This is a genomic window from Microbulbifer mangrovi (assembly GCF_002009015.1).
GTDB classification, from domain to species: domain Bacteria; phylum Pseudomonadota; class Gammaproteobacteria; order Pseudomonadales; family Cellvibrionaceae; genus Microbulbifer; species Microbulbifer mangrovi.
The window spans coordinates 19,798-37,370 of sequence record NZ_LZDE01000338.1; the positions used below are offsets into that span (position 1 = coordinate 19,798).

Here is a 17,573-nt window from a genome sequence, read left to right on the forward strand (position 1 = left end):
GGGAGAGCACCGCGAGGAGCCGCCGACAACAGCGGCCCCCACGCAACCAAGACCATAAGCGCCGCCCCGGTACGGGCGAATTACTCCCAACAGGAGTAAACGCCCGCGCCGGGTGCAGGCCGCACACCAAACACTCGCTGGATTGCCCGTTTAGACGGGGAATCGCACAAAAGACAAGGGGAGCACTCATGCTGAGCTGGGACGATATCGACACTCAAGCCAAACCCGAACCCAAAAAAGCCGAACCGCAACCGGTGCCGGGCGCACTGCAATCCGAGCAGCAGGCAGTCACCGAACCCGGCGCTAACTACCAGGTAGATAGCGCCAGCAGTGCCCCGGCATCGACCGCGGCCCAGGCGGGCTCCTCTTCTGCAGTAGAAGCCGCCCGCGCCGCCGTTAACGACCTGGACCCGGCCCCGGGCCTCGAAGAACTGGAAATGGGCGCCGCCCGTATCCAGGTAGACGAGAAGCGCATCATCAACTGCCGCGCCGACCTGAACCAGCTGGTACCGTTCAAGTACGACTGGGCCTGGCAGAAATACCTCGACGGCTGTGCCAACCACTGGATGCCGCAGGAAGTGAACATGAACAAAGACGTGTCCATGTGGAAAGACCCCAACGGTCTGACCGAGGACGAGCGTCGCATCGTGGAATACTCCCTGGGTTACTTCTCCACCGCCGACTCCCTGGTAGCCAACAACCTGGTGCTGGCCATCTACCGCCATATCACCAACCCGGAATGCCGCCAGTACATCCTGCGTCAGTCGTTTGAAGAAGCCATCCACACCCACGCCTACCAGTACTGTGTAGAGTCCCTGGGGATGGACGAAGGCGAAGTCTTCAACATGTACCGCGAAGTACCGAGCGTCGCCAAGAAAGCCGCCTGGAGCCTCGCGCACACCGGCTCCATCAGCGACCCCAACTTCAAGACCGGCACCGTGGAAACCGACCAGGAACTGCTGCGCAACCTGATCGCCTTCTACGCGGTTACCGAAGGTATCTTCTTCTACTGTGGCTTCACCCAGATCCTGTCCATGGGCCGCCGCAACAAGATGACCGGCGTTGCCGAGCAGTTCCAGTACATCCTGCGCGACGAGTCCATGCACCTGAACTTCGGCATCGACGTCATCAACCAGATCAAACTGGAAAACCCGCACCTGTGGACCGAAAAGTTCCAGCAGGAAGTGACCCAGATGATCCTGGAAGGTATGGAACTGGAAGTGGCCTACGCCCGCGACACCATGCCCCGCGGTGTACTCGGCATGAACGCGGCCATGATGGAGGAATACCTCCACTTCATCGCCAACCGTCGGCTCTCGCAGCTCGGCCTGAAAGAACAGTTCCCGGGTGCCCAGAACCCCTTCCCCTGGATGTCCGAAATCATGGACCTGCGCAAGGAAAAGAACTTCTTCGAAACACGGGTTATCGAATACCAGACCGGCGGTGCGCTGCAGTGGTAAACCACCAGACACATCGACTGTAGAAAAGGATTTACTACAACAAAGAGTCGCTCACAGGAAGAGAGGTATTGAAGCGGGCGAAAGCCCGCTTTTTTTATTCAGAGAATACGACACGACACCCCATAAAAAATGAAAAAACTGTTTGAGTTTTCCCCTAATAAAAGCTTCATAGAGCTACCTATTGTTTGGTTCACCATAAGCATTATTTCGTTTATATCTATTGCATGCGCAGCATTTATCACAGCCAATGGAGGCTACAAACTCACTCTAAACGCTAATGGGTTCAATTTTTTTCTATCTGAATTCAAGTTTCCACTAGGCATACTCGCCCTAATAATACCTGTAGTGGCACTGCTAGCAGCCAATCATCGATCAGAGCAAACAAAAGCACAAATCCATGCCACAAATTCACAAAACCTATTCACGAACTACTACAAGCATATTGAGGAGTTCGAAAAATACATTTCAAACCACCAAAACCTAAAAGAAAACATTAAATCTCCCAGAAACCTCCACAAGAAAATATACCCAAAAGCACGATTGGGAGAAACGAGTGTCTCTAGGGAAACTATAGATAAAATAGAAAGAAGATCAGCCGCTATAACTCAAGTAATGATTCAATTTTCAACATGCCACAGGGGCACTCAAAACGATTCCATCTTTGATCTGAACTCAAAAATCGATGAGTTAGCAAGCGAACTAAATGTAACTTACAATTTTAAAAATGGAAAAAATTTAACATATAAAGGGATGACAATATCCCTACCTAACCTGGAACTTAAATATCTTTTTATTAGAGCCCGGAGAGTTGCGCAGCTGATTGACACCCTTCTTTCTTTTGACACCCAATTCGAGCCAACACACAGCCTGCGGAAAATTCTAAGTATAAATATAGAGAGGCTACCTTCATACCAAGTAAACGAATCCTATAACGCTCCCCCGCTAGAACTACCAGAGCTGTCAAAGGAATACTAAGTAAATACCACCAAGATCATGCAACATATGAAAACATCGGCAATATAGCGTTAGGACAAAAATGAAAGACCTAGACAGCCATAAAAAAATTGCCGTTCTGATCGATGCTGATAATGCCCAGTACTCCAAGGTAAAAGCCATCTTGGACGAAATATCTGCACATGGTCATATCGTAATCAAACGTGCCTACGGCGACTGGTCGAGCGATAACCTCAAGAACTGGAAGAAATCCCTGAACGAGCTGGCCATCCAGCCAGTTCAGCAATTCGCCTACACCACAGGCAAAAACTCCACCGATGCCTCGATGATCATCGATGCCATGGACCTGCTCTATTCCAAGCGCTTTGACGCTTTCGCCCTGGTCTCCAGTGATAGCGACTTCACCAAGCTGGCCTCGCGCCTGCGTGAGGACGAGTTGTTTGTGTTTGGTGTTGGCGAACGCAAAACACCCATCCCCTTCCGAAACTCCTGTGACGACTTTATCTTCACCGAGAACCTCGGTACTGACGATGAAGCCTCCCCAAGCAAGGAAACAGGCAAGCACAAAGAGCAGGAAGCAAAGAAAATCCTGAATGACCCAACCGAATTGATCCCGCTACTTACCAAAGCTTGGGAACAGTTCCAGGACGACAGCGGCTGGGCCAACGCTTCCGTCGCAGGTAGCTTCCTGAAGCGCTCCATGCCCGACTTCGACCCCCGTTCTTACGGAGCTTCTAAGTTTTCGCAGCTGCTGGAGAGCCTGAAGGGGAAGCTGGATATCGATAAGAAGGAAGGCAATCAGATTTCTTATCGAGTGAAACCTAAAAAGCCCAAAGCTAAGAACAAGCCTCAAGCCAAGAATCAGCAAATGAGAACCGAAGAATATGCATGAGATCAAGGCGAACTTGTACCCCTGTAAACACTGCAATGAGACGGGAACATGCACGACGGGAAAAGATGGCGCTAGCTGTAATGCCTGCGCAAAGGATCATGAACTGCGCAAAAACCAGTCATATTTTGGTCTTTCCTGCTCTGCCTGCAATGGCATAGGCCAGGCCGAACCCAGAACCGAAAGAATCAACAAGCGAGTAAAGCCTGTATTGGCAATGGGTATTGTATTTCTCTTGCTCATTTTTATCTTTGCTCTGGCAATGGCTGGAAACCGGCATTTCCCGGAATTCCTGGCATTTGCTGGGACACTGATTGGAAGTATTACTGCCTTCTACTTTACCCACAATAAAAGCACATAGAGAGAAATAACTGGGGTCAGATCAAACTTTTGGCGTTCAAACACCCAACACAAAAATGAGCCAATAGCTTCACTTTACCGACTACCGACGCCCCTGAGCTCGCACTGATCACTAGAGATGTAACCCGCAATGACCGACAACAGCTGGGATAGTTATGCCGAGGGATGGGACAGTAATAGCGACGTGATCAGCTATTCGGAGCGCGCCTTCCGGTCCCTTACCGACACCCTGAACTGCAAAGGCGCCCGAATCCTGGATTTCGGCTGCGGCACGGGCCTGCTGACGGAACGCCTCGCTCCACTGGCAAGCAGCATCGTCGCCCTCGACCCATCGGGGAAAATGCTTGCCGTACTGGAGGCCAAGCAACTGGGCAATGTTACTACCATACAATCCAGCCTGACTCGGGAGCTGATCGACAAGAACAGGCAACTGCAGGACAAGTTCGACCTGATCGTCGCTTCTTCCGCACTCGCTTTTGTCCCGAACTACAAGGACACAGTACGACTGCTGGCTGAGTTACTGAATAGCAATGGCCGCCTGGTTCAGTGGGATTGGCTGAAGGAGGACGGTAACGAAGATACCGGATTTACCCGCGAGGACATCGCAGCCGCTTTCAGGGAGGCAGGCCTGTCCGACATCCAGGTAACCCTACCCTTCTCCATGGGAACAGGTGAAAACCGGATGGACGTTGTAATGGGCACAGGGATCTATCAATAAGACTATGTGGGCTCTGAGCAAGGGCAAGAACGCCTCCGATATCGCGCTGGTCAGGGATGCCAGGAAAAGCAAAAAGAGTTAATAGAGAATATTGCGGCAAAGTAAAATATTGGCGCCTCATCGGGCTCACAATAACCTACCAACTTTGAAAGAAACAACTATGTCGCCCATCGAGAAAGCCAGGAAGCACTGGCGGCACAACGAAGATCAGGCAGCGATCGAGATTCTCGACGTCGAAGAACTGGCCACTTCGCCGGAAGCGCTGTTTATTCTTGGCAATATTTATAACTGTGCCGACGCCAGCATTGGCGGCGTTCGCCAAAGCTACCCCAAAGCCCGAAGATACTGGCTGGAAGCCTTGAAACATGGTTCGACGGAAGCTGCCGTTGAGCTGGGAGACCTGTATTATTTTGGAAACGGCGTTAAACAGAGCTTCAGCAAGGCGGAGCACTTCTGGATGATTGCAGCCAGCGCCGGAGATGAAACAGGGATATTCAAGCTTGCTGGCCTCTACTGCGATCATATGCCCGAGAAAATTCACGATGCCATCGCGTATTTACAGGCGTTGGCTGACGGTTCGTCATTCGCTGACAATGCCTGCTACAAACTTGGAAAAATCTATAATCGCGGCATTGGCGTGGACAGAGATCCGGTACAAGCAGCATCGTGGTTCGAAGCCGGTGCAAAACACAACCATGGCAGCTGCCTGCTGGACCTGGCATTCCTTCTCTACAAGGGTGACGGGGTGATAAAGAACGTTGATCGGGCGATACAACTAGCTGAACGCGCCGAAAAAACGGAGTGGTTAAAAGATGTTGCCCCCGTATTTATTGAACAAATGCGCAAAGGCACCCTACTCCATTGATTCATTGTTTTAACAGCTCCATCTGCGCTTCATAAGTCATTTATGAGCTCAGGGCCTGGATCGGCGCCAGCCTGATACTTTCCCCTAAAGCCTATCGCTAATTGGGCGAAGAAGACCTGAGCGCGTGCGAGTATGAGACACAAGGTGGAGTCCCGATTCAATTGCTCAACCTCGCTTTCAAGGACTCGGCGCAAGGACTCCCCGTTTTCAAAACCTGTTTCGAGTCCTGTTTGACCGTATTCTGTAATGCGCGGTTTATGAATGCCGTAGAGGACTTTAGTCTGACCGGTGTGGTATTCGATGAAAATCTTGTGCCGCAGTACTGAGTGCGCGGAGATTGGTGGTAGAGTAAAGCTTAGACACCTTAACCGACTCTATCCTAAGCACACCAGCCCAAATGCCCTACGTACTGATCACTCTGGCCATAGTCGCCCTTATCGTCGGCCCCCAGCTATGGGTACGCTTTGTGCTGTGGCGGCACTCCACCGAAATCGGCGATATGCCAGGGTCCGGCGCCGAACTGGCCAAGCATCTGATCGAGCGCTATAAGCTCGACGGCGTTAAGGTAATAGAGGCCGGCAAGGACCAGAACTACTACTCACCGTCTGAGAAAATCGTGGCGCTGAGCCCGGAGGTTTACCACGGCAAGTCGGTGACTGCGGTGGCGGTGGCCGCCCATGAAGTGGGCCATGCGATGCAGTCCTGTCGCGAGGAACCCATTTCCAAGCTGCGGGACAAGTACCTGGGCCGGGCCGGCCAGATCCAGAAAATCGGTGGTTATATCCTGATCGCCGCCCCTATTCTCACCCTGCTGATCAAGTCGCCGGTGATCTTCCTGTGGATTGGCGTGGCGGCGGTGATTACCATGCTCGCGTCCGCACTGATGTATGTGGCGATACTGCCGGAAGAGTACGATGCGAGCTTCAACAAGGCCCTGCCGATTCTCCGGGAGGGCTACCTGCCGGAACACCTGTTGAGCAAGGCCCACAGTGTGCTGAAGGCCTGCGCCCTCACCTACGTGGCCGGGGCCCTGCTGGATGTACTCAGGCTGTGGCGCTGGATACGATTTTTGCGATAAGCGCATTCCGTCAATGGCATCCCCGGCTGCCTACTTTCCCCAAATAACGAATTTATAAAACCCGTATGTCCAGAATTACCGCCCTCTTGTGCGCCGCCCTCCTTTCCCTGTCAGCCTACGCCGAGCAAACGGTTTCCAGGAAAGGCCATCTGTTCGAGATCAAGAGCACCGAAATATTCACCATCGAATCCAAAGTGCTCGGCCGCAAATACGATGTTTACATCAAGGTGCCCGCGGGTTACTCAGATAAGGGACACAAAGAGACGTCTTATCCGGTTCTGTACCTGAACGATGCGCCCCATACGTTCAAGGTTGCCACTGGGGTCACGCATTTCAAGAGCATGAACCGGGCCATTGTCGTGGGTATTGATTTTGCCCACGGCGAGCATGGGCAGTTCAGCCGGGTGCGCGACCTTACACCCGAGCGGGATACAACCTGGGTCAAATACACCACCGGTGGTGCGCCGGACTATTTACAGTTTATCCGGGACGAGCTGATCCCGTTTGTGGAAGGCAACTACCGCGCAGATCCGGCGCGACGGATCCTGTCCGGCCACTCTCTGGGCGGCTCATTCGGCGCCTGGGTGCTGCTCACACAACCGGAACTGTTCTCCAGCTATATCCTGACCAGCCCTTCCCTCTGGTATAAGGACGACCTCATCTTCGAGTTCGAAGAGGAATACGCGAAACACCACCGGTCACTGAACGCCAACCTGTTCGTCGCCACCGGTGACCTGGAAACCGCAGAAAACGGGATGCGCAACGATATGGTCGACGGCCACCGCCGCTTCCTCAAGCGCCTGCGTTCGCGCAACTATGAGGGGCTCAATATCAAAGATGAGGTGGTTATTGGTACTGATCACGAATCCACGTTTCCCGTGGGGCTGACCAAAGGTCTTCGCTGGATTTACCAGGATTTATGGTAGGTGCGGGTATTGGGATCCGCATATCGTAATTAGATAGACCGCGGATGCCCGTTCAGCCAGGCATCCCTCCCCTCATCACCGCGCGGCCGTCACGCTACACTTCTGTCCAGGCGGTTCTGCTCTTGCTGCGAACCCACCGGTTTTACCCGTTTGGAAGGGGAAGGTTTATGACCAGTTCCCACGCGTCACTGGCATCCATTCAGCGCCACGCCCTGCCCCTGAACGGCAGTTCCGGCGACTACGATGCACTGCTGGCAAAAGCCGCCAGTCGCCAGTTCATCCTGCTGGGCGAGGCGAGCCACGGCACCCATGACTTTTATGCGGCGCGGGCCGCGATTACCCAGCGTATGATCGAGGAACAGGGCCTGGATGCGGTGATCATCGAGGGGGACTGGCCCGACGTGTATCGCATCAACCGTTTTGTGCGAGGGCTAGATGGCGACGCCAGTGCGCGCGATGCACTGGGGGATTTCGAGCGTTTTCCACTGTGGATGTGGCGCAATACGGTGATGGAGCCATTTATCCAGTGGCTGCATGACTGGAACACCCAAAGGCCCAAAGCACAGCAGACCGGTGTTTACGGCATGGATCTGTACAGCATGTACCGCTCCGCCGATGCGGTGGTGTCCTATCTCGACACGGTCGACCCGGAAGCTGCGCAGCGCGCGCGCAGCCGCTATGCCTGTATGAATCACCACGGCGACCCGCAACGCTACGGCTACACCGCCGCCATGGGCATCAGCGAATCCTGCCAGCAGCAGGCGGTGGAACAGGTACTGGAGATGATGCGTGCGCGCAGCCAGTGGCTGCAACAGGGCGGCCTCCTCGCCGAAGACGAGCAGTTCTATGCGGAGCGCAATGCACATGTGGTGCAGCATGCAGAGGCCTACTACCGCGGCATGTTTTCCACCCGTGTGAACACCTGGAACCTGCGTGACGAACATATGGTGGACACCCTGCTGGCATTGCGACGGCACATCGAGCGGCAGCGGGGACAACCGGCACGCATCGCGGTGTGGGCACACAATTCGCATCTGGGCGATGCGCGGGCCACGGAAGCCGTGCAACGGGGGGAACTGAATGTCGGCCAGCTGGTGCGCGAGAAAACTGCGGACGAGGCATTACTGGTCGGATTCACCACCTACACCGGACATGTGACGGCCGCTCAGGAGTGGGGAGACCCTGCCGACCATCGCTGGGTAAGGACGGCGCTGGAAGGAAGTGTCGAGGCACTGTTTCATGAGAGCGGGCTTGGCAGTTTCTATCTCGACATGCGCCAGTTGCAGGGCGATGCGCTGCGCGAGTCGCTACTGGAGCGGGCCATCGGCGTTATCTACCGGCCCGAGACCGAGCGTCAGAGCCACTATTTTTACGTGGATGTTCGCGACCAGTTCGATGCGGTCTTTCACCTGGACGAGACCACCGCCCTTGAACCCCTGGACCTCACCGAAGGCTGGGACGAACAGGAGCCGCCGGAGACCTGGCCGTTCGGGATATAAATCACCGATACCGAATGCGCCACACGGCAGAATTGGAGAAGTCCCGGGCTGACCTATCCAGAATCATCGGCAGAAGGTATAACTTCAGGCCTGACCACCAACCAAAAACAACCAGTGACGTCCGTGCAGCCATTTACTACCCGATTTACCTTGTCCCGCGACTACCTTGCCGAGTGCTTCGACCAGTCTTTACCCTATGGGAAAAGCGCCAAGCCCAACTATCTGTTCCCGGTATTGTTTTTTGCCGCGGGTACGGGGTTACTGTTGTTCAGCGAGCAACCCAAAGTCGCCAGCTTCACATTGATCGCCCTGGCGATTCTGGAACTGCTGCATATCCGATACCGGCGCGCCTGGTGGTTAACACGGCAGATGTGGGGAAAAGGGGCCGGTACCGAGGTGAAATTAACCGTCGATGAAAATGGTATCCAGACACAGAACGCCGATACACAAACAACGCTGTTATGGCCGGATATCGAGCGGGTGATTGAAACCGATTTGGGGCTGATTCTGGTCGCCAAATCCGGCAGCCGGCAATACCTGTCCAAATCGCTGTTTACTGCTGATGTGTTGAGCGAAATTATGGCCAAAACCAATGGGGAGGCTTGAACCGCGGACAACGCCATAGCAGGCAATGACCAGGACGATTACTTGCCGGCGCCCTGCTGGATGTGTTCAGGCTGTGGCGCTGGATACTATTTTTAAGACACGCACCGCGGAGCCCGCTTTACCTTGACTACAACCACCGAAATCAAAACCGCCATTATCGGCTACGGTTTTTCTGCGACGACTTTTCACCTGCCGTTTATCCTGAACCTGCCGCCCTTTCGCTTTACCGCGGTCAGCACCTCCAAGGGTGAGCTGGTGCAAAAGCAGCACCCGGAGGTGGAGGTCTATGCTGATGCGGAAACGCTACTGAGCCGGTGCGATGCCGACCTGGTGATCATCACCGCCCCCAACGCAGCACACTTTGCCCTGGCCAAGCTCGCCCTGCAGCAGGGCAAACCTGTGGTACTGGAAAAGCCGTTTGTTACGCGTGTTGAGCAGGGCGAGGAGCTGATCGCGCTGGCGCGGCAGCAACAGCGGGTACTGAGCGTCTACCATAACCGCCGCTGGGATGGTGACTTCCTCACGGTACAGAAACTGATTGCCGAAAACCGCCTGGGCGCCGTGCGCTATTTTGAAAGCCACTTCGACCGCTTCCGCCCCGAGGTGCGCAAGCGCTGGCGCGAGTCCGATGTGGAGGGTGGCGGTATCCTGTTCGACCTGGGACCGCATATGCTCGACCAGGCCCTACAGCTGTTTGGCCCACCCACGGCGATCACCGCACAGGTAAAGACGCTGCGGCCACAGGCGGAAGTGGATGACTTTTTCCACCTGACGCTGCATTACCCACAGCACCTGGCCGTGCTGCGGAGCAGTCCCTTCTGCGCATCGCCCACCCTGCGCTTCGAGGTACAAGGTGAGGCCGGGAGTTTTATCAAGCACGGCCTGGACCCGCAGGAAGAGCGCCTCAAATCAGGTGTGCTGCCGGTGACCCCAGGTTGGTCACAGGAAAATTCCGAGCAGTACGGCCAGCTGTACACTGCAGACGGAGCACAACCCGTCACTACCGAGACCGGCGGCTATCAGCACTATTATCACCAGCTTGCCGGTGCCATTCTCGACGGCAGTGAGATTCCGGTAAGTGCCGAGCAAGCCCTGAGGAATATCCGCCTGATCCACCTGGCGCTGCAAAGCAGTGCCAGCGGGCAAACAGTTGCGGTAGACAGTAAGGTTTAACGAACTGCCCAAAGCGATATCAACAACGCCCACATCATGGTGGCGTTATCTTTCCCGCCACAATGCGCTGCGCGCTATCGGGTTGGTAGAGACTCAGTTGGCCATATGCTAGAACTGCTCACAGAATAATAACGAGTGGATCTAGCACCATGGATGAACTGGATAACCGGCACTACCGCCCTGCCCTCCGGCTGCTGCCCATTTGCCTAGCAGCCCTGCTTACCGCCTGCGGCTTTGGTACAGATAAAAACCCCGGCGCAAATCAGGAAGATCAACAACAAGATAAACCACAAGATAAACCACAAATAGTGGCGCGCATCGGCGATAGCGCGATCACCCTGCAACAGGTGGATGAAAAAATCCGCCTAGAACGGCACGACCTGGCACTGGCGGAGTACCAGCTGCGTTTCAATACGCTCAAATCCATGGTGGATGCACAGCACTCTTCGCCAGCGTCCGAAGGAGAAGCGCCCACTGTGGAGTGGCTGCTGCCCCATCCCCAACCTCCCAGACTGGACATAGATAATGGCGACCGTCGCCTGCGCGGCAACCCCGAAGCCCCGGTAACCCTCGCGGTATTCTGTTCCTACCAGTCGGTTCACTGCGCCACCACCAACCTGGTGCTGCGGGAATTGCTGGATCGCTACGCCGGCTGGATTGCCGTGGTGCCGTTCGACTTTCCCATGCACTACCACCGGCAGGGTACGCAGGCCGCCGCTGCGGTGCACTGCGCCGGCCTGCAGGACACGCCCTGGGCCTACGCGGATGGTCTCTACACCCAGGCGAAAGCAATGGATGGGGAGACCTTCAGCCAGCTCGCGACACAGCAGGGATTGTCGCGGGATGCGTTCAACCGTTGCCTCGACGATCTCGAGGGCAGCGACCGGGTTGCCGCCGATACCACCCTCGCCCGCTCCCTGGGCCTGCAAAGCGTGCCGGTGGTGTTTGTGAATGGGCTCTATGTCAAAGGCCCGCGCCCCCTGGAGCACTACGCCATGTGGATTGACCAGGAGTTGCAACGTCTGGGGCACGATCCGGCGAGCGCCCATGCCGATGCCGCCCGCTGGCGACAGTCCGGTGAGCGGATTGCCGAGACCGAATTGCCGCTGCGGCTAAACGGCACCAGTGTTTCCTCACAGCCCGAACAGTCCACGGCCCTGATCGGTATCCGCGATGCCTCTGCCGGGCAATTCTCCCCCGGTGACACGCTGATGGACGGCGTCACCCTCAAGCGGGTACACGAGCGCTACGCCATCCTGCAGGTCAGCGACCACCTGGAGCGATTGACCCTGCGCGGAGAGGATGGCGATTACGTGCGGGTGCCCATGACCACCACAGCACAGCGCGACAAGGCCACCATGCGACGGATCGAGCAACCAGACGGCGAGTCCCGCAAACTGATCCCGCCTTCCGGCGTATTGACCCTGGGGCAGGCGTGGCTGGAACAGCAGCTGCAGAACCGCGCCGAGCTGGAAAAGAAATTCGTCCCCGCGGAGCATGTGGTCGACGGGCACAACCTGTTGCGACTCGAGGGCATCGCAGACAACGAGTTCTTCACCGCACTGGGCTTTGAGGAAGGCGATGTGGTGGTGCGGGTGAACGACACCTGGGTGCACAGTGGCCAGAACCAGCTCTGGGATGCACTGACCAGTGGCGAGGTGGTCGATGTGACCTATATGCGCAACGGGCTACCGGAGCGGGTGCAATACGTTGTCGAGGAAGAGAGCTATTTCGAGCAGGACAGTAGCAACGAAAGCGACCAGGATAATGCTGGCGATGACGAGTGAGGTGCTGTTGAAATGTATTTGTGCTGACGCGAATTGAGGGCTCCTTACGGAGCCCTGTTCACCGCCCGCGATTTACTTGTCCGGGTTACCGTTCCACATCAGGTTCGCTACCGTGTTCTGGCCCCGCACGCTGGGATGGAAGCAGTCCCCACCATCAATATCATCTTTGCCGAAGGTGAAGGTGCCCACATTGGTCTGGTTCGCTCCGGAGTATTCCGCAACTACCTCCACACCATTGGTGCCGTTGTAGGCCGCGGCCTCCTGCTGTAGGACCTCGTTATACAGGCGCTGTGCAGCATTGATTCCCGCGTAACGTGTGGCAAAGGATTCTCCGTTCATGGTGCCGCCGTTGGTGGCGATGCGGCAAATACCGAAGGTCGACCAGACGCTTTCACAGTTAACCCGCCAGTTACCGCTCTGCTTGGCGACACCCGCCGCGCGCAGATCCTGCACCCGGGGCACCGAACCGAGCACTACCGTAGAGCCGCTGGGCAGGCCGCCCACCAGCTTGTCGAGCCCGGCTTTCACCGCCCCGCGCCATTGGTTTTCCGTCAACAGCGGGTCTGAGCAGTTGGCCGGGTCGACGCAGTCGCGGTTGCAGATATCATTGCCGCCGAGCACCACTTCCACGTGATCGGCAACCAGCGTATCCGCAAGGATCCGGTCCGCCTGCACGCTGAAATTGTCACTGCCGCCGCGCATCTCCGAACCGGAACGGGCGGCGTTCTTGTTGGCAGCAACATTCGGGTCTATGGCTTTGTATTTGTCGTGGACACTGTTGACACTACCGTCCCAACCATCGAACCAGCTGTGTTCCGGCTGGTCGCCGCCCAACAGGCAGAAAAATCCGCCAGTAAAAAACGTATTGCCGGTACAGTCGGCCGCGAACCCCATGGTGATACTGTCACCGGCGGCAGTGCCTTTGGCAGGCGCCCCCAGGGTATTGATAGACCACAGCGCCGAGGTAATGGCGAGGGAAACAAAAAGACTGGCTTTATGCATTGTGTTTTCTCCGATCATCATATTTATGACTTTATTTTTTTAATGCGGTGAACGGAGACAGGTTAGTTGGTCACGCTATTACCCGCGGATGGGTTACATGCCGTCTTATTCAGTCTGAGATGTAAATCTCAGTCCTGTCGCCCAAAGCGTTTGCCGAGTGCTGCAAAATGCGAAGGTGCTTCGGCGCCAGAAATCACTCCCGTCACGCCGCCGACAACCAACCCGTGAGAGCCGCCAGACAATGAAACGCACCCTCGTGAAAATCTTTGCCGGATATATTCTGTTCAATCTGTTACTGGCTGCAGTTTTTATTTCTGCCGGCGGCTGGCAAATGCTAAAAAAACCGAAGATTCCGCCGACGGCTTCCGAGCCAACACTGCAGTCTGACCTGGCGTTTTTTCACGACATCGTTCTCGCTAATGAAAAGGATATTACGCCGGAGCAAGCAGCACGCTTCTCCAGCATTATCGATACTGCACCCACACCAACGAGCGAGGATGAGCTGACGCTCACCGCGCTGAGGGCGCTGGCAGTTTTCGACAACGCCCACACGACGGTACTGACCACCAGAATGTACCGGCTGCCGCTGCGCTTTCACTGGACCGCTGATGGCCTGATTGTCGTCAAGTCACGGCCGGAATACCCCCACCTTCTCGGCCAGCGGGTGCTGTCCCTCGGTGGCAAGGCGCCCGAGGCCATGCTTGAGGACACCGCCAAATTGACCGGTGGCGGTACACCGGGGTGGCAGCGCTATCGCAGCCAATTCCTGTTTTCAGCCCCCAGTGCCCTTGCCTTCCTGGGCGCGGAAGCGGAACTTCAGTCAACTGAAATCCGTACCGTGGATACGCAGGGAAATGAAGCCAGCATCGAACTTGCCGCAGACGAGAACACCATGCCCGGCGATCCCTTCTGGGACTTTCGCAATATTTTCCCCGACGACGAGCACTTCAATACAGAGGGATGGGTTTCGCTGCTGCACAGAGACCAGGAGCTTCCCCTGTACCTGCAGGAAACAGAGAAGCTCCACATACTGCGGAAAGTCCCAGGGCGCGATGCAGTCTACGTGCGCATGAATGCGAGCTTTGCGGACAAGTCGGAGTCACTCGATCAGTTCGAGCAGCGCATTACCAACCTTGTGGACGCTGAACAGCCGAACAATATCATTGTGGATTTCCGCTATAACCGGGGCGGTGATTACACCAAGGTCCTTCCCATCGTCCGCACACTATCCGACGCGGTCCCCCCTGAAGGCAGGCTCTATCTACTGGTCGGGCCAAACACATTTTCTGCCGGCATTATCGCCGCCAGCCAGTTCAAACGGTTCCTTCCCGATCGACTGACGGTGGTGGGCAGTGAAGTTGGAGACGAACTGCGCTTTCGCGCCGAGGGCTTCTATCCAACGCTGCCAAATTCTGGCATTCAATTGTATTTGACCAAGGCGTGGACGGATCTCGCAGATGGATGCGGATGGTTTGACGACTGCTGGCCGCCGAACAAGCTTTTTCTCGAGGAAATCGGCTCATTCGGCGTTGACCTGCCAGTGGAAAATACCTGGGATGCTTATCTGAACCGGGAGGATCTGGTGATGCAGGCGGCGCTGGACGATATCCCCTGACCCGCTCCGGTATTGCGAGGCCAAGTGCCTTGGCCAAACCAGACTCCACAGTTTGACGGCTAGCCATCAAACCCATCCCAATACGGCGGGTCACCAAAGTAGCTGCTGATAAAATCGATAAACACTCGAAGTTTGGTGGCCAGCAGTTTTCTGTGGGGATATACCGCATACAGTGCCAGCGGCTCGGGTTCAAACTTCTGCAGAATGATTTCCAGCTTGCCCGCCTTGATGGCTTCGCCGGCGATAAAGGTGGGCTGCAATACATACCCCTGCCCGGCAATCGCGGCCTGCATCAGGATTTCTCCGTTGTTACACGCGATCCCTGCCGCACCAACCGGCTGGCTTCTTTTCAACGCGGTCATCAGGCGGGAATCTCCCGGGCTCGATTCCATATAGCTGTAGCGCAGATAGTGTTCCGGATTTAAATTTTCCGGTGTCTCGGGCACGCCCTCCCGGCCCAGGTATTCAGGGGATGCGCACACTACCAGGCGTATCGGCGCCAGTCTCCGGGCAATCAGCGAAGAGCTTTTAAGCTTGCCGATACGCAAGGCCACATCAAACCCCTCCTCCACCACATCCACCTTGCGGTCATTGAGCTGCAGTTCGATGCCCACCGACGGGTGCTCCTGTTTAAAGTCCCCGATCAGTGGTGCCAGGTGGCGTGTGGCAAAGGTGACCGGGGCGCTGATACGCAGGAGCCCCTGGGCTTCGCTTTGCATCTGCCCCAGCTGGCGCTCCATATCCGTGAGGCTTTCCAGAATCTGCACGGCAAACTGGTAGCACTGTTCGCCCTCCTGCGTCAGATGCACGCGCCGCGTGGTGCGGTTGAACAGACGCACCTTGAGGTGCTCTTCCAGCTGCGACACGTACTTGCTGACCAGCTGGTTCGACAGCTCCAGCTTGTCCGCGGCCTTCTTGAAGCCCCCTTCGTCAGCGACCGCCACAAAGGCGTTCAGCGCGGTAATCCGGTCCATAGCAGCATAACCAACCATATTGCCAACAATACGTTGATAGTAGACCAACAAACTGTACGTTTATACCCCGCTACGTTGCCATTAAACTGATTTCCAAGCTGGTGAGGTTTGTACACCAAGCCCAACCCCAACAACTCGGAGAACGGTTATGACTACGCAAGTGATCAACAAAGTTTTGAACTCTAACGCCGGACTGGGCGCACTCGCCCTGCGTGTACCGGTGGGCATCATCCTCGCCGCCCACGGCGCCCAGAAACTGTTTGGCTGGTTCGGCGGCTACGGACTGGAAGGCACCGGCCAGTGGATGGCAAGCATTGGCCTGGAGCCGGGGTACCTGATGGCCCTGCTGGCCGGCAGCGCAGAATTCTTTGGTGGCCTCGCCCTGATACTCGGCCTGCTGACCCGCCCTGCCGCTGCGGTAAGTGCCGTCACCATGCTGGTGGCGATCTTCAGCGCCCATATCAGCAACGGTTTCTTCCTGACCAACAACGGCTACGAATATGCTCTGGCCCTGTTCGGGGCGACCTTGGCCCTGGCCATCCAGGGTGGCGGCGCCTTCGCGGTGGATAACGGCCTGAGCAATCTCCTGGCCGACGATCACGATCTGCAAGTGGCGCAATCCACAGGCCACACAGTCTGATAGCCAACTTTGACAATCCCCTCTTGCGCCCCCAGCCGGGGGCGCACGCATATCGAGAAGTGGTGACAGCATGTTAGTAAATGGCGTTTGGCAGGAAAATTGGCAACCGGTGCAACAGGAAGACGACGATGGCCGCTTTATTCGGCAGACATCATCCTTTCGCAACTGGGTGACCGTGGATGGTTCCGCCGGTGTCACGGGCCGAGCAGGATTCAAGGCAGAGGCCGGCCGCTACCACCTGTACGTTGCATATATCTGCCCCTGGGCGAGCCGCGCCCTGATGGCACGTCAATTGAAGGGCCTGACAGAGGTAATCAGTGTGTCGGTGGTCAATCCGGTCCTTACCGATCAGGGTTGGGCGTTCGGTGGCTTTAGCGGCAGCGACGAAGACACATTGAATGGCGCACGCTATATGCATGAGCTCTACACCCGCGCCGATCCCAACTTTACCGGGCGTGCCACAGTGCCGGTGCTGTGGGACAAACAGACAGGAACCATCGTCAATAACGAATCCGCGGATATCGTGCGTATGCTCAATAGCGCTTTCACTCATCTGGGCAACGGCGGCCCCGACCTGTACCCCGCGACGCTGGCAGAGGATATCGACGCGTTAAACAGATACCTTTACGAAAACCTGAACAACGGCGTTTACCAGACCGGCTTTGCCACCACACAGTTTGCCTATGAAGAAGCCTATGCTCGTGTATTTGCAGCGCTGGATGAAATGGAATCGCGCCTCGCCGATGGACGAAGCTTTCTCTTCGGGGATGCACTGACCGAATCGGACATCCGCCTCTTCGTTACCCTGGTGCGATTTGATGCGGCATATTTTGGCCTGTTCAAGTGCAACCGCAATGCGCTCAGGGAAATGCCCAACCTGCACCGCTTTATGCACCGGGTACTCGGATTAGAGGGAGTAAAAGAGACGGTGAAGCTGGATCATATCAAGGCCGGCTACTATTCAATCAAGGCACTCAATCCCACAGGAATTGTTCCGGAGGGGCCGCATAGTATTTGACGCGAATTT

The 17,573-nt window shown here is 56.0% G+C and carries 17 protein-coding genes; 14 read left to right on the forward strand and 3 right to left on the reverse strand.

Annotation, left to right across the window (positions count from 1 at the left end):
• Positions 1–188: 188 nt before the first annotated feature.
• From B4U49_RS15160 to B4U49_RS15170, 3 genes are all read left to right on the forward strand, one after another.
• Complete coding sequence (locus tag B4U49_RS15160; protein ID WP_078085450.1) at positions 189–1,460, forward strand: ribonucleotide-diphosphate reductase subunit beta; 1,272 nt, start codon at positions 189–191, stop codon at positions 1,458–1,460.
• Positions 1,461–1,589: 129 nt separating this feature from the next.
• Positions 1,590–2,435: a hypothetical protein gene (locus B4U49_RS15165; RefSeq protein WP_078085451.1), complete on the forward strand. Its 846-nt coding sequence runs from the start codon at positions 1,590–1,592 to the stop codon at positions 2,433–2,435.
• A gap of 61 nt (positions 2,436–2,496) precedes the next feature.
• On the forward strand, positions 2,497–3,306 hold the full coding sequence (locus tag B4U49_RS15170) for an NYN domain-containing protein (RefSeq protein ID WP_078085452.1): 810 nt from the start codon (positions 2,497–2,499) through the stop codon (positions 3,304–3,306).
• A gap of 118 nt (positions 3,307–3,424) precedes the next feature.
• Here B4U49_RS15170 and B4U49_RS19130 read toward each other — a convergent pair whose 3' ends face one another.
• Positions 3,425–3,649, reverse strand: coding sequence for a hypothetical protein (locus tag B4U49_RS19130; protein ID WP_158078638.1), 225 nt, complete (start codon positions 3,647–3,649; stop codon positions 3,425–3,427).
• Between the two features lie 144 nt (positions 3,650–3,793).
• Here B4U49_RS19130 and B4U49_RS15180 point away from each other — a divergent pair, with 144 nt between their 5' ends.
• The 8 genes from B4U49_RS15180 (at position 3,794) to B4U49_RS15215 (ending at position 12,315) form a co-directional block, all read left to right on the forward strand.
• Positions 3,794–4,381: a class I SAM-dependent DNA methyltransferase gene (locus tag B4U49_RS15180; protein WP_078085454.1), complete on the forward strand. Its 588-nt coding sequence runs from the start codon at positions 3,794–3,796 to the stop codon at positions 4,379–4,381.
• A 160-nt stretch (positions 4,382–4,541) separates the two neighbouring features.
• Positions 4,542–5,246 carry a tetratricopeptide repeat protein gene (locus tag B4U49_RS15185; RefSeq protein WP_078085455.1) on the forward strand — a complete coding sequence of 235 codons (705 nt, stop codon included), beginning with the start codon at positions 4,542–4,544 and terminating at the stop codon, positions 5,244–5,246.
• 397 nt (positions 5,247–5,643) lie between these two features.
• Positions 5,644–6,324, forward strand: a complete 681-nt coding sequence (locus B4U49_RS15190) for a zinc metallopeptidase (protein ID WP_078085456.1) — start codon at positions 5,644–5,646, stop codon at positions 6,322–6,324.
• 65 nt (positions 6,325–6,389) lie between these two features.
• A complete protein-coding gene (locus B4U49_RS15195) occupies positions 6,390–7,250 on the forward strand; it encodes an alpha/beta hydrolase (RefSeq protein WP_078085457.1) in 861 nt (286 codons plus the stop codon).
• A 167-nt stretch (positions 7,251–7,417) separates the two neighbouring features.
• Positions 7,418–8,749 (forward strand): erythromycin esterase family protein, encoded by a 1,332-nt coding sequence (locus tag B4U49_RS15200; RefSeq protein ID WP_078085458.1) that lies wholly within the window; start codon positions 7,418–7,420, stop codon positions 8,747–8,749.
• A gap of 123 nt (positions 8,750–8,872) precedes the next feature.
• On the forward strand, positions 8,873–9,355 hold the full coding sequence (locus tag B4U49_RS15205) for a YcxB family protein (RefSeq protein WP_078085478.1): 483 nt from the start codon (positions 8,873–8,875) through the stop codon (positions 9,353–9,355).
• A gap of 123 nt (positions 9,356–9,478) precedes the next feature.
• Complete coding sequence (locus tag B4U49_RS15210) at positions 9,479–10,528, forward strand: oxidoreductase (protein WP_078085459.1); 1,050 nt, start codon at positions 9,479–9,481, stop codon at positions 10,526–10,528.
• Positions 10,529–10,677: 149 nt separating this feature from the next.
• Positions 10,678–12,315 (forward strand): thioredoxin domain-containing protein, encoded by a 1,638-nt coding sequence (locus tag B4U49_RS15215; RefSeq protein ID WP_078085460.1) that lies wholly within the window; start codon positions 10,678–10,680, stop codon positions 12,313–12,315.
• A 72-nt stretch (positions 12,316–12,387) separates the two neighbouring features.
• Here the strand turns inward: B4U49_RS15215 and B4U49_RS15220 are convergent, their stop codons facing one another.
• Positions 12,388–13,317 carry an SGNH/GDSL hydrolase family protein gene (locus B4U49_RS15220; RefSeq protein ID WP_078085479.1) on the reverse strand — a complete coding sequence of 310 codons (930 nt, stop codon included), beginning with the start codon at positions 13,315–13,317 and terminating at the stop codon, positions 12,388–12,390.
• 241 nt (positions 13,318–13,558) lie between these two features.
• On the opposite strand from B4U49_RS15220, the gene B4U49_RS15225 reads away from it, so the two are divergent.
• On the forward strand, positions 13,559–14,932 hold the full coding sequence (locus tag B4U49_RS15225; protein WP_078085461.1) for a S41 family peptidase: 1,374 nt from the start codon (positions 13,559–13,561) through the stop codon (positions 14,930–14,932).
• 59 nt (positions 14,933–14,991) lie between these two features.
• Here the strand turns inward: B4U49_RS15225 and B4U49_RS15230 are convergent, their stop codons facing one another.
• The gene (locus B4U49_RS15230; protein WP_078085462.1) at positions 14,992–15,906 is read right to left on the reverse strand and encodes a LysR family transcriptional regulator; all 915 of its coding nucleotides are present in this window, start codon (positions 15,904–15,906) and stop codon (positions 14,992–14,994) included.
• A gap of 148 nt (positions 15,907–16,054) precedes the next feature.
• On the opposite strand from B4U49_RS15230, the gene B4U49_RS15235 reads away from it, so the two are divergent.
• Both B4U49_RS15235 and B4U49_RS15240 read left to right on the forward strand, forming a co-directional pair.
• Positions 16,055–16,546 (forward strand): DoxX family protein, encoded by a 492-nt coding sequence (locus tag B4U49_RS15235; RefSeq protein ID WP_078085463.1) that lies wholly within the window; start codon positions 16,055–16,057, stop codon positions 16,544–16,546.
• A 70-nt stretch (positions 16,547–16,616) separates the two neighbouring features.
• Positions 16,617–17,564 (forward strand): glutathione S-transferase family protein, encoded by a 948-nt coding sequence (locus tag B4U49_RS15240; protein ID WP_078085464.1) that lies wholly within the window; start codon positions 16,617–16,619, stop codon positions 17,562–17,564.
• The last annotated feature ends 9 nt before the right edge of the window (positions 17,565–17,573 follow it).

Bases quoted from the DNA above. Each gene is read 5' to 3' on its own strand.
- B4U49_RS15160 (WP_078085450.1), top strand. From the start codon at position 189: ATGCTGAGCTGGGACGATATCGACACTCAAGCCAAACCCGAACCCAAA.
- B4U49_RS15165 (WP_078085451.1), top strand. From the start codon at position 1,590: ATGAAAAAACTGTTTGAGTTTTCCCCTAATAAAAGCTTCATAGAGCTA.
- B4U49_RS15170 (WP_078085452.1), top strand. From the start codon at position 2,497: ATGAAAGACCTAGACAGCCATAAAAAAATTGCCGTTCTGATCGATGCT.
- B4U49_RS15180 (WP_078085454.1), top strand. From the start codon at position 3,794: ATGACCGACAACAGCTGGGATAGTTATGCCGAGGGATGGGACAGTAAT.
- B4U49_RS15185 (WP_078085455.1), top strand. From the start codon at position 4,542: ATGTCGCCCATCGAGAAAGCCAGGAAGCACTGGCGGCACAACGAAGAT.
- B4U49_RS15190 (WP_078085456.1), top strand. From the start codon at position 5,644: ATGCCCTACGTACTGATCACTCTGGCCATAGTCGCCCTTATCGTCGGC.
- B4U49_RS15195 (WP_078085457.1), top strand. From the start codon at position 6,390: ATGTCCAGAATTACCGCCCTCTTGTGCGCCGCCCTCCTTTCCCTGTCA.
- B4U49_RS15200 (WP_078085458.1), top strand. From the start codon at position 7,418: ATGACCAGTTCCCACGCGTCACTGGCATCCATTCAGCGCCACGCCCTG.
- B4U49_RS15215 (WP_078085460.1), top strand. From the start codon at position 10,678: ATGGATGAACTGGATAACCGGCACTACCGCCCTGCCCTCCGGCTGCTG.
- B4U49_RS15220 (WP_078085479.1), bottom strand. From the start codon at position 13,317: ATGCATAAAGCCAGTCTTTTTGTTTCCCTCGCCATTACCTCGGCGCTG.
- B4U49_RS15225 (WP_078085461.1), top strand. From the start codon at position 13,559: ATGAAACGCACCCTCGTGAAAATCTTTGCCGGATATATTCTGTTCAAT.
- B4U49_RS15230 (WP_078085462.1), bottom strand. From the start codon at position 15,906: ATGGACCGGATTACCGCGCTGAACGCCTTTGTGGCGGTCGCTGACGAA.
- B4U49_RS15235 (WP_078085463.1), top strand. From the start codon at position 16,055: ATGACTACGCAAGTGATCAACAAAGTTTTGAACTCTAACGCCGGACTG.
- B4U49_RS15240 (WP_078085464.1), top strand. From the start codon at position 16,617: ATGTTAGTAAATGGCGTTTGGCAGGAAAATTGGCAACCGGTGCAACAG.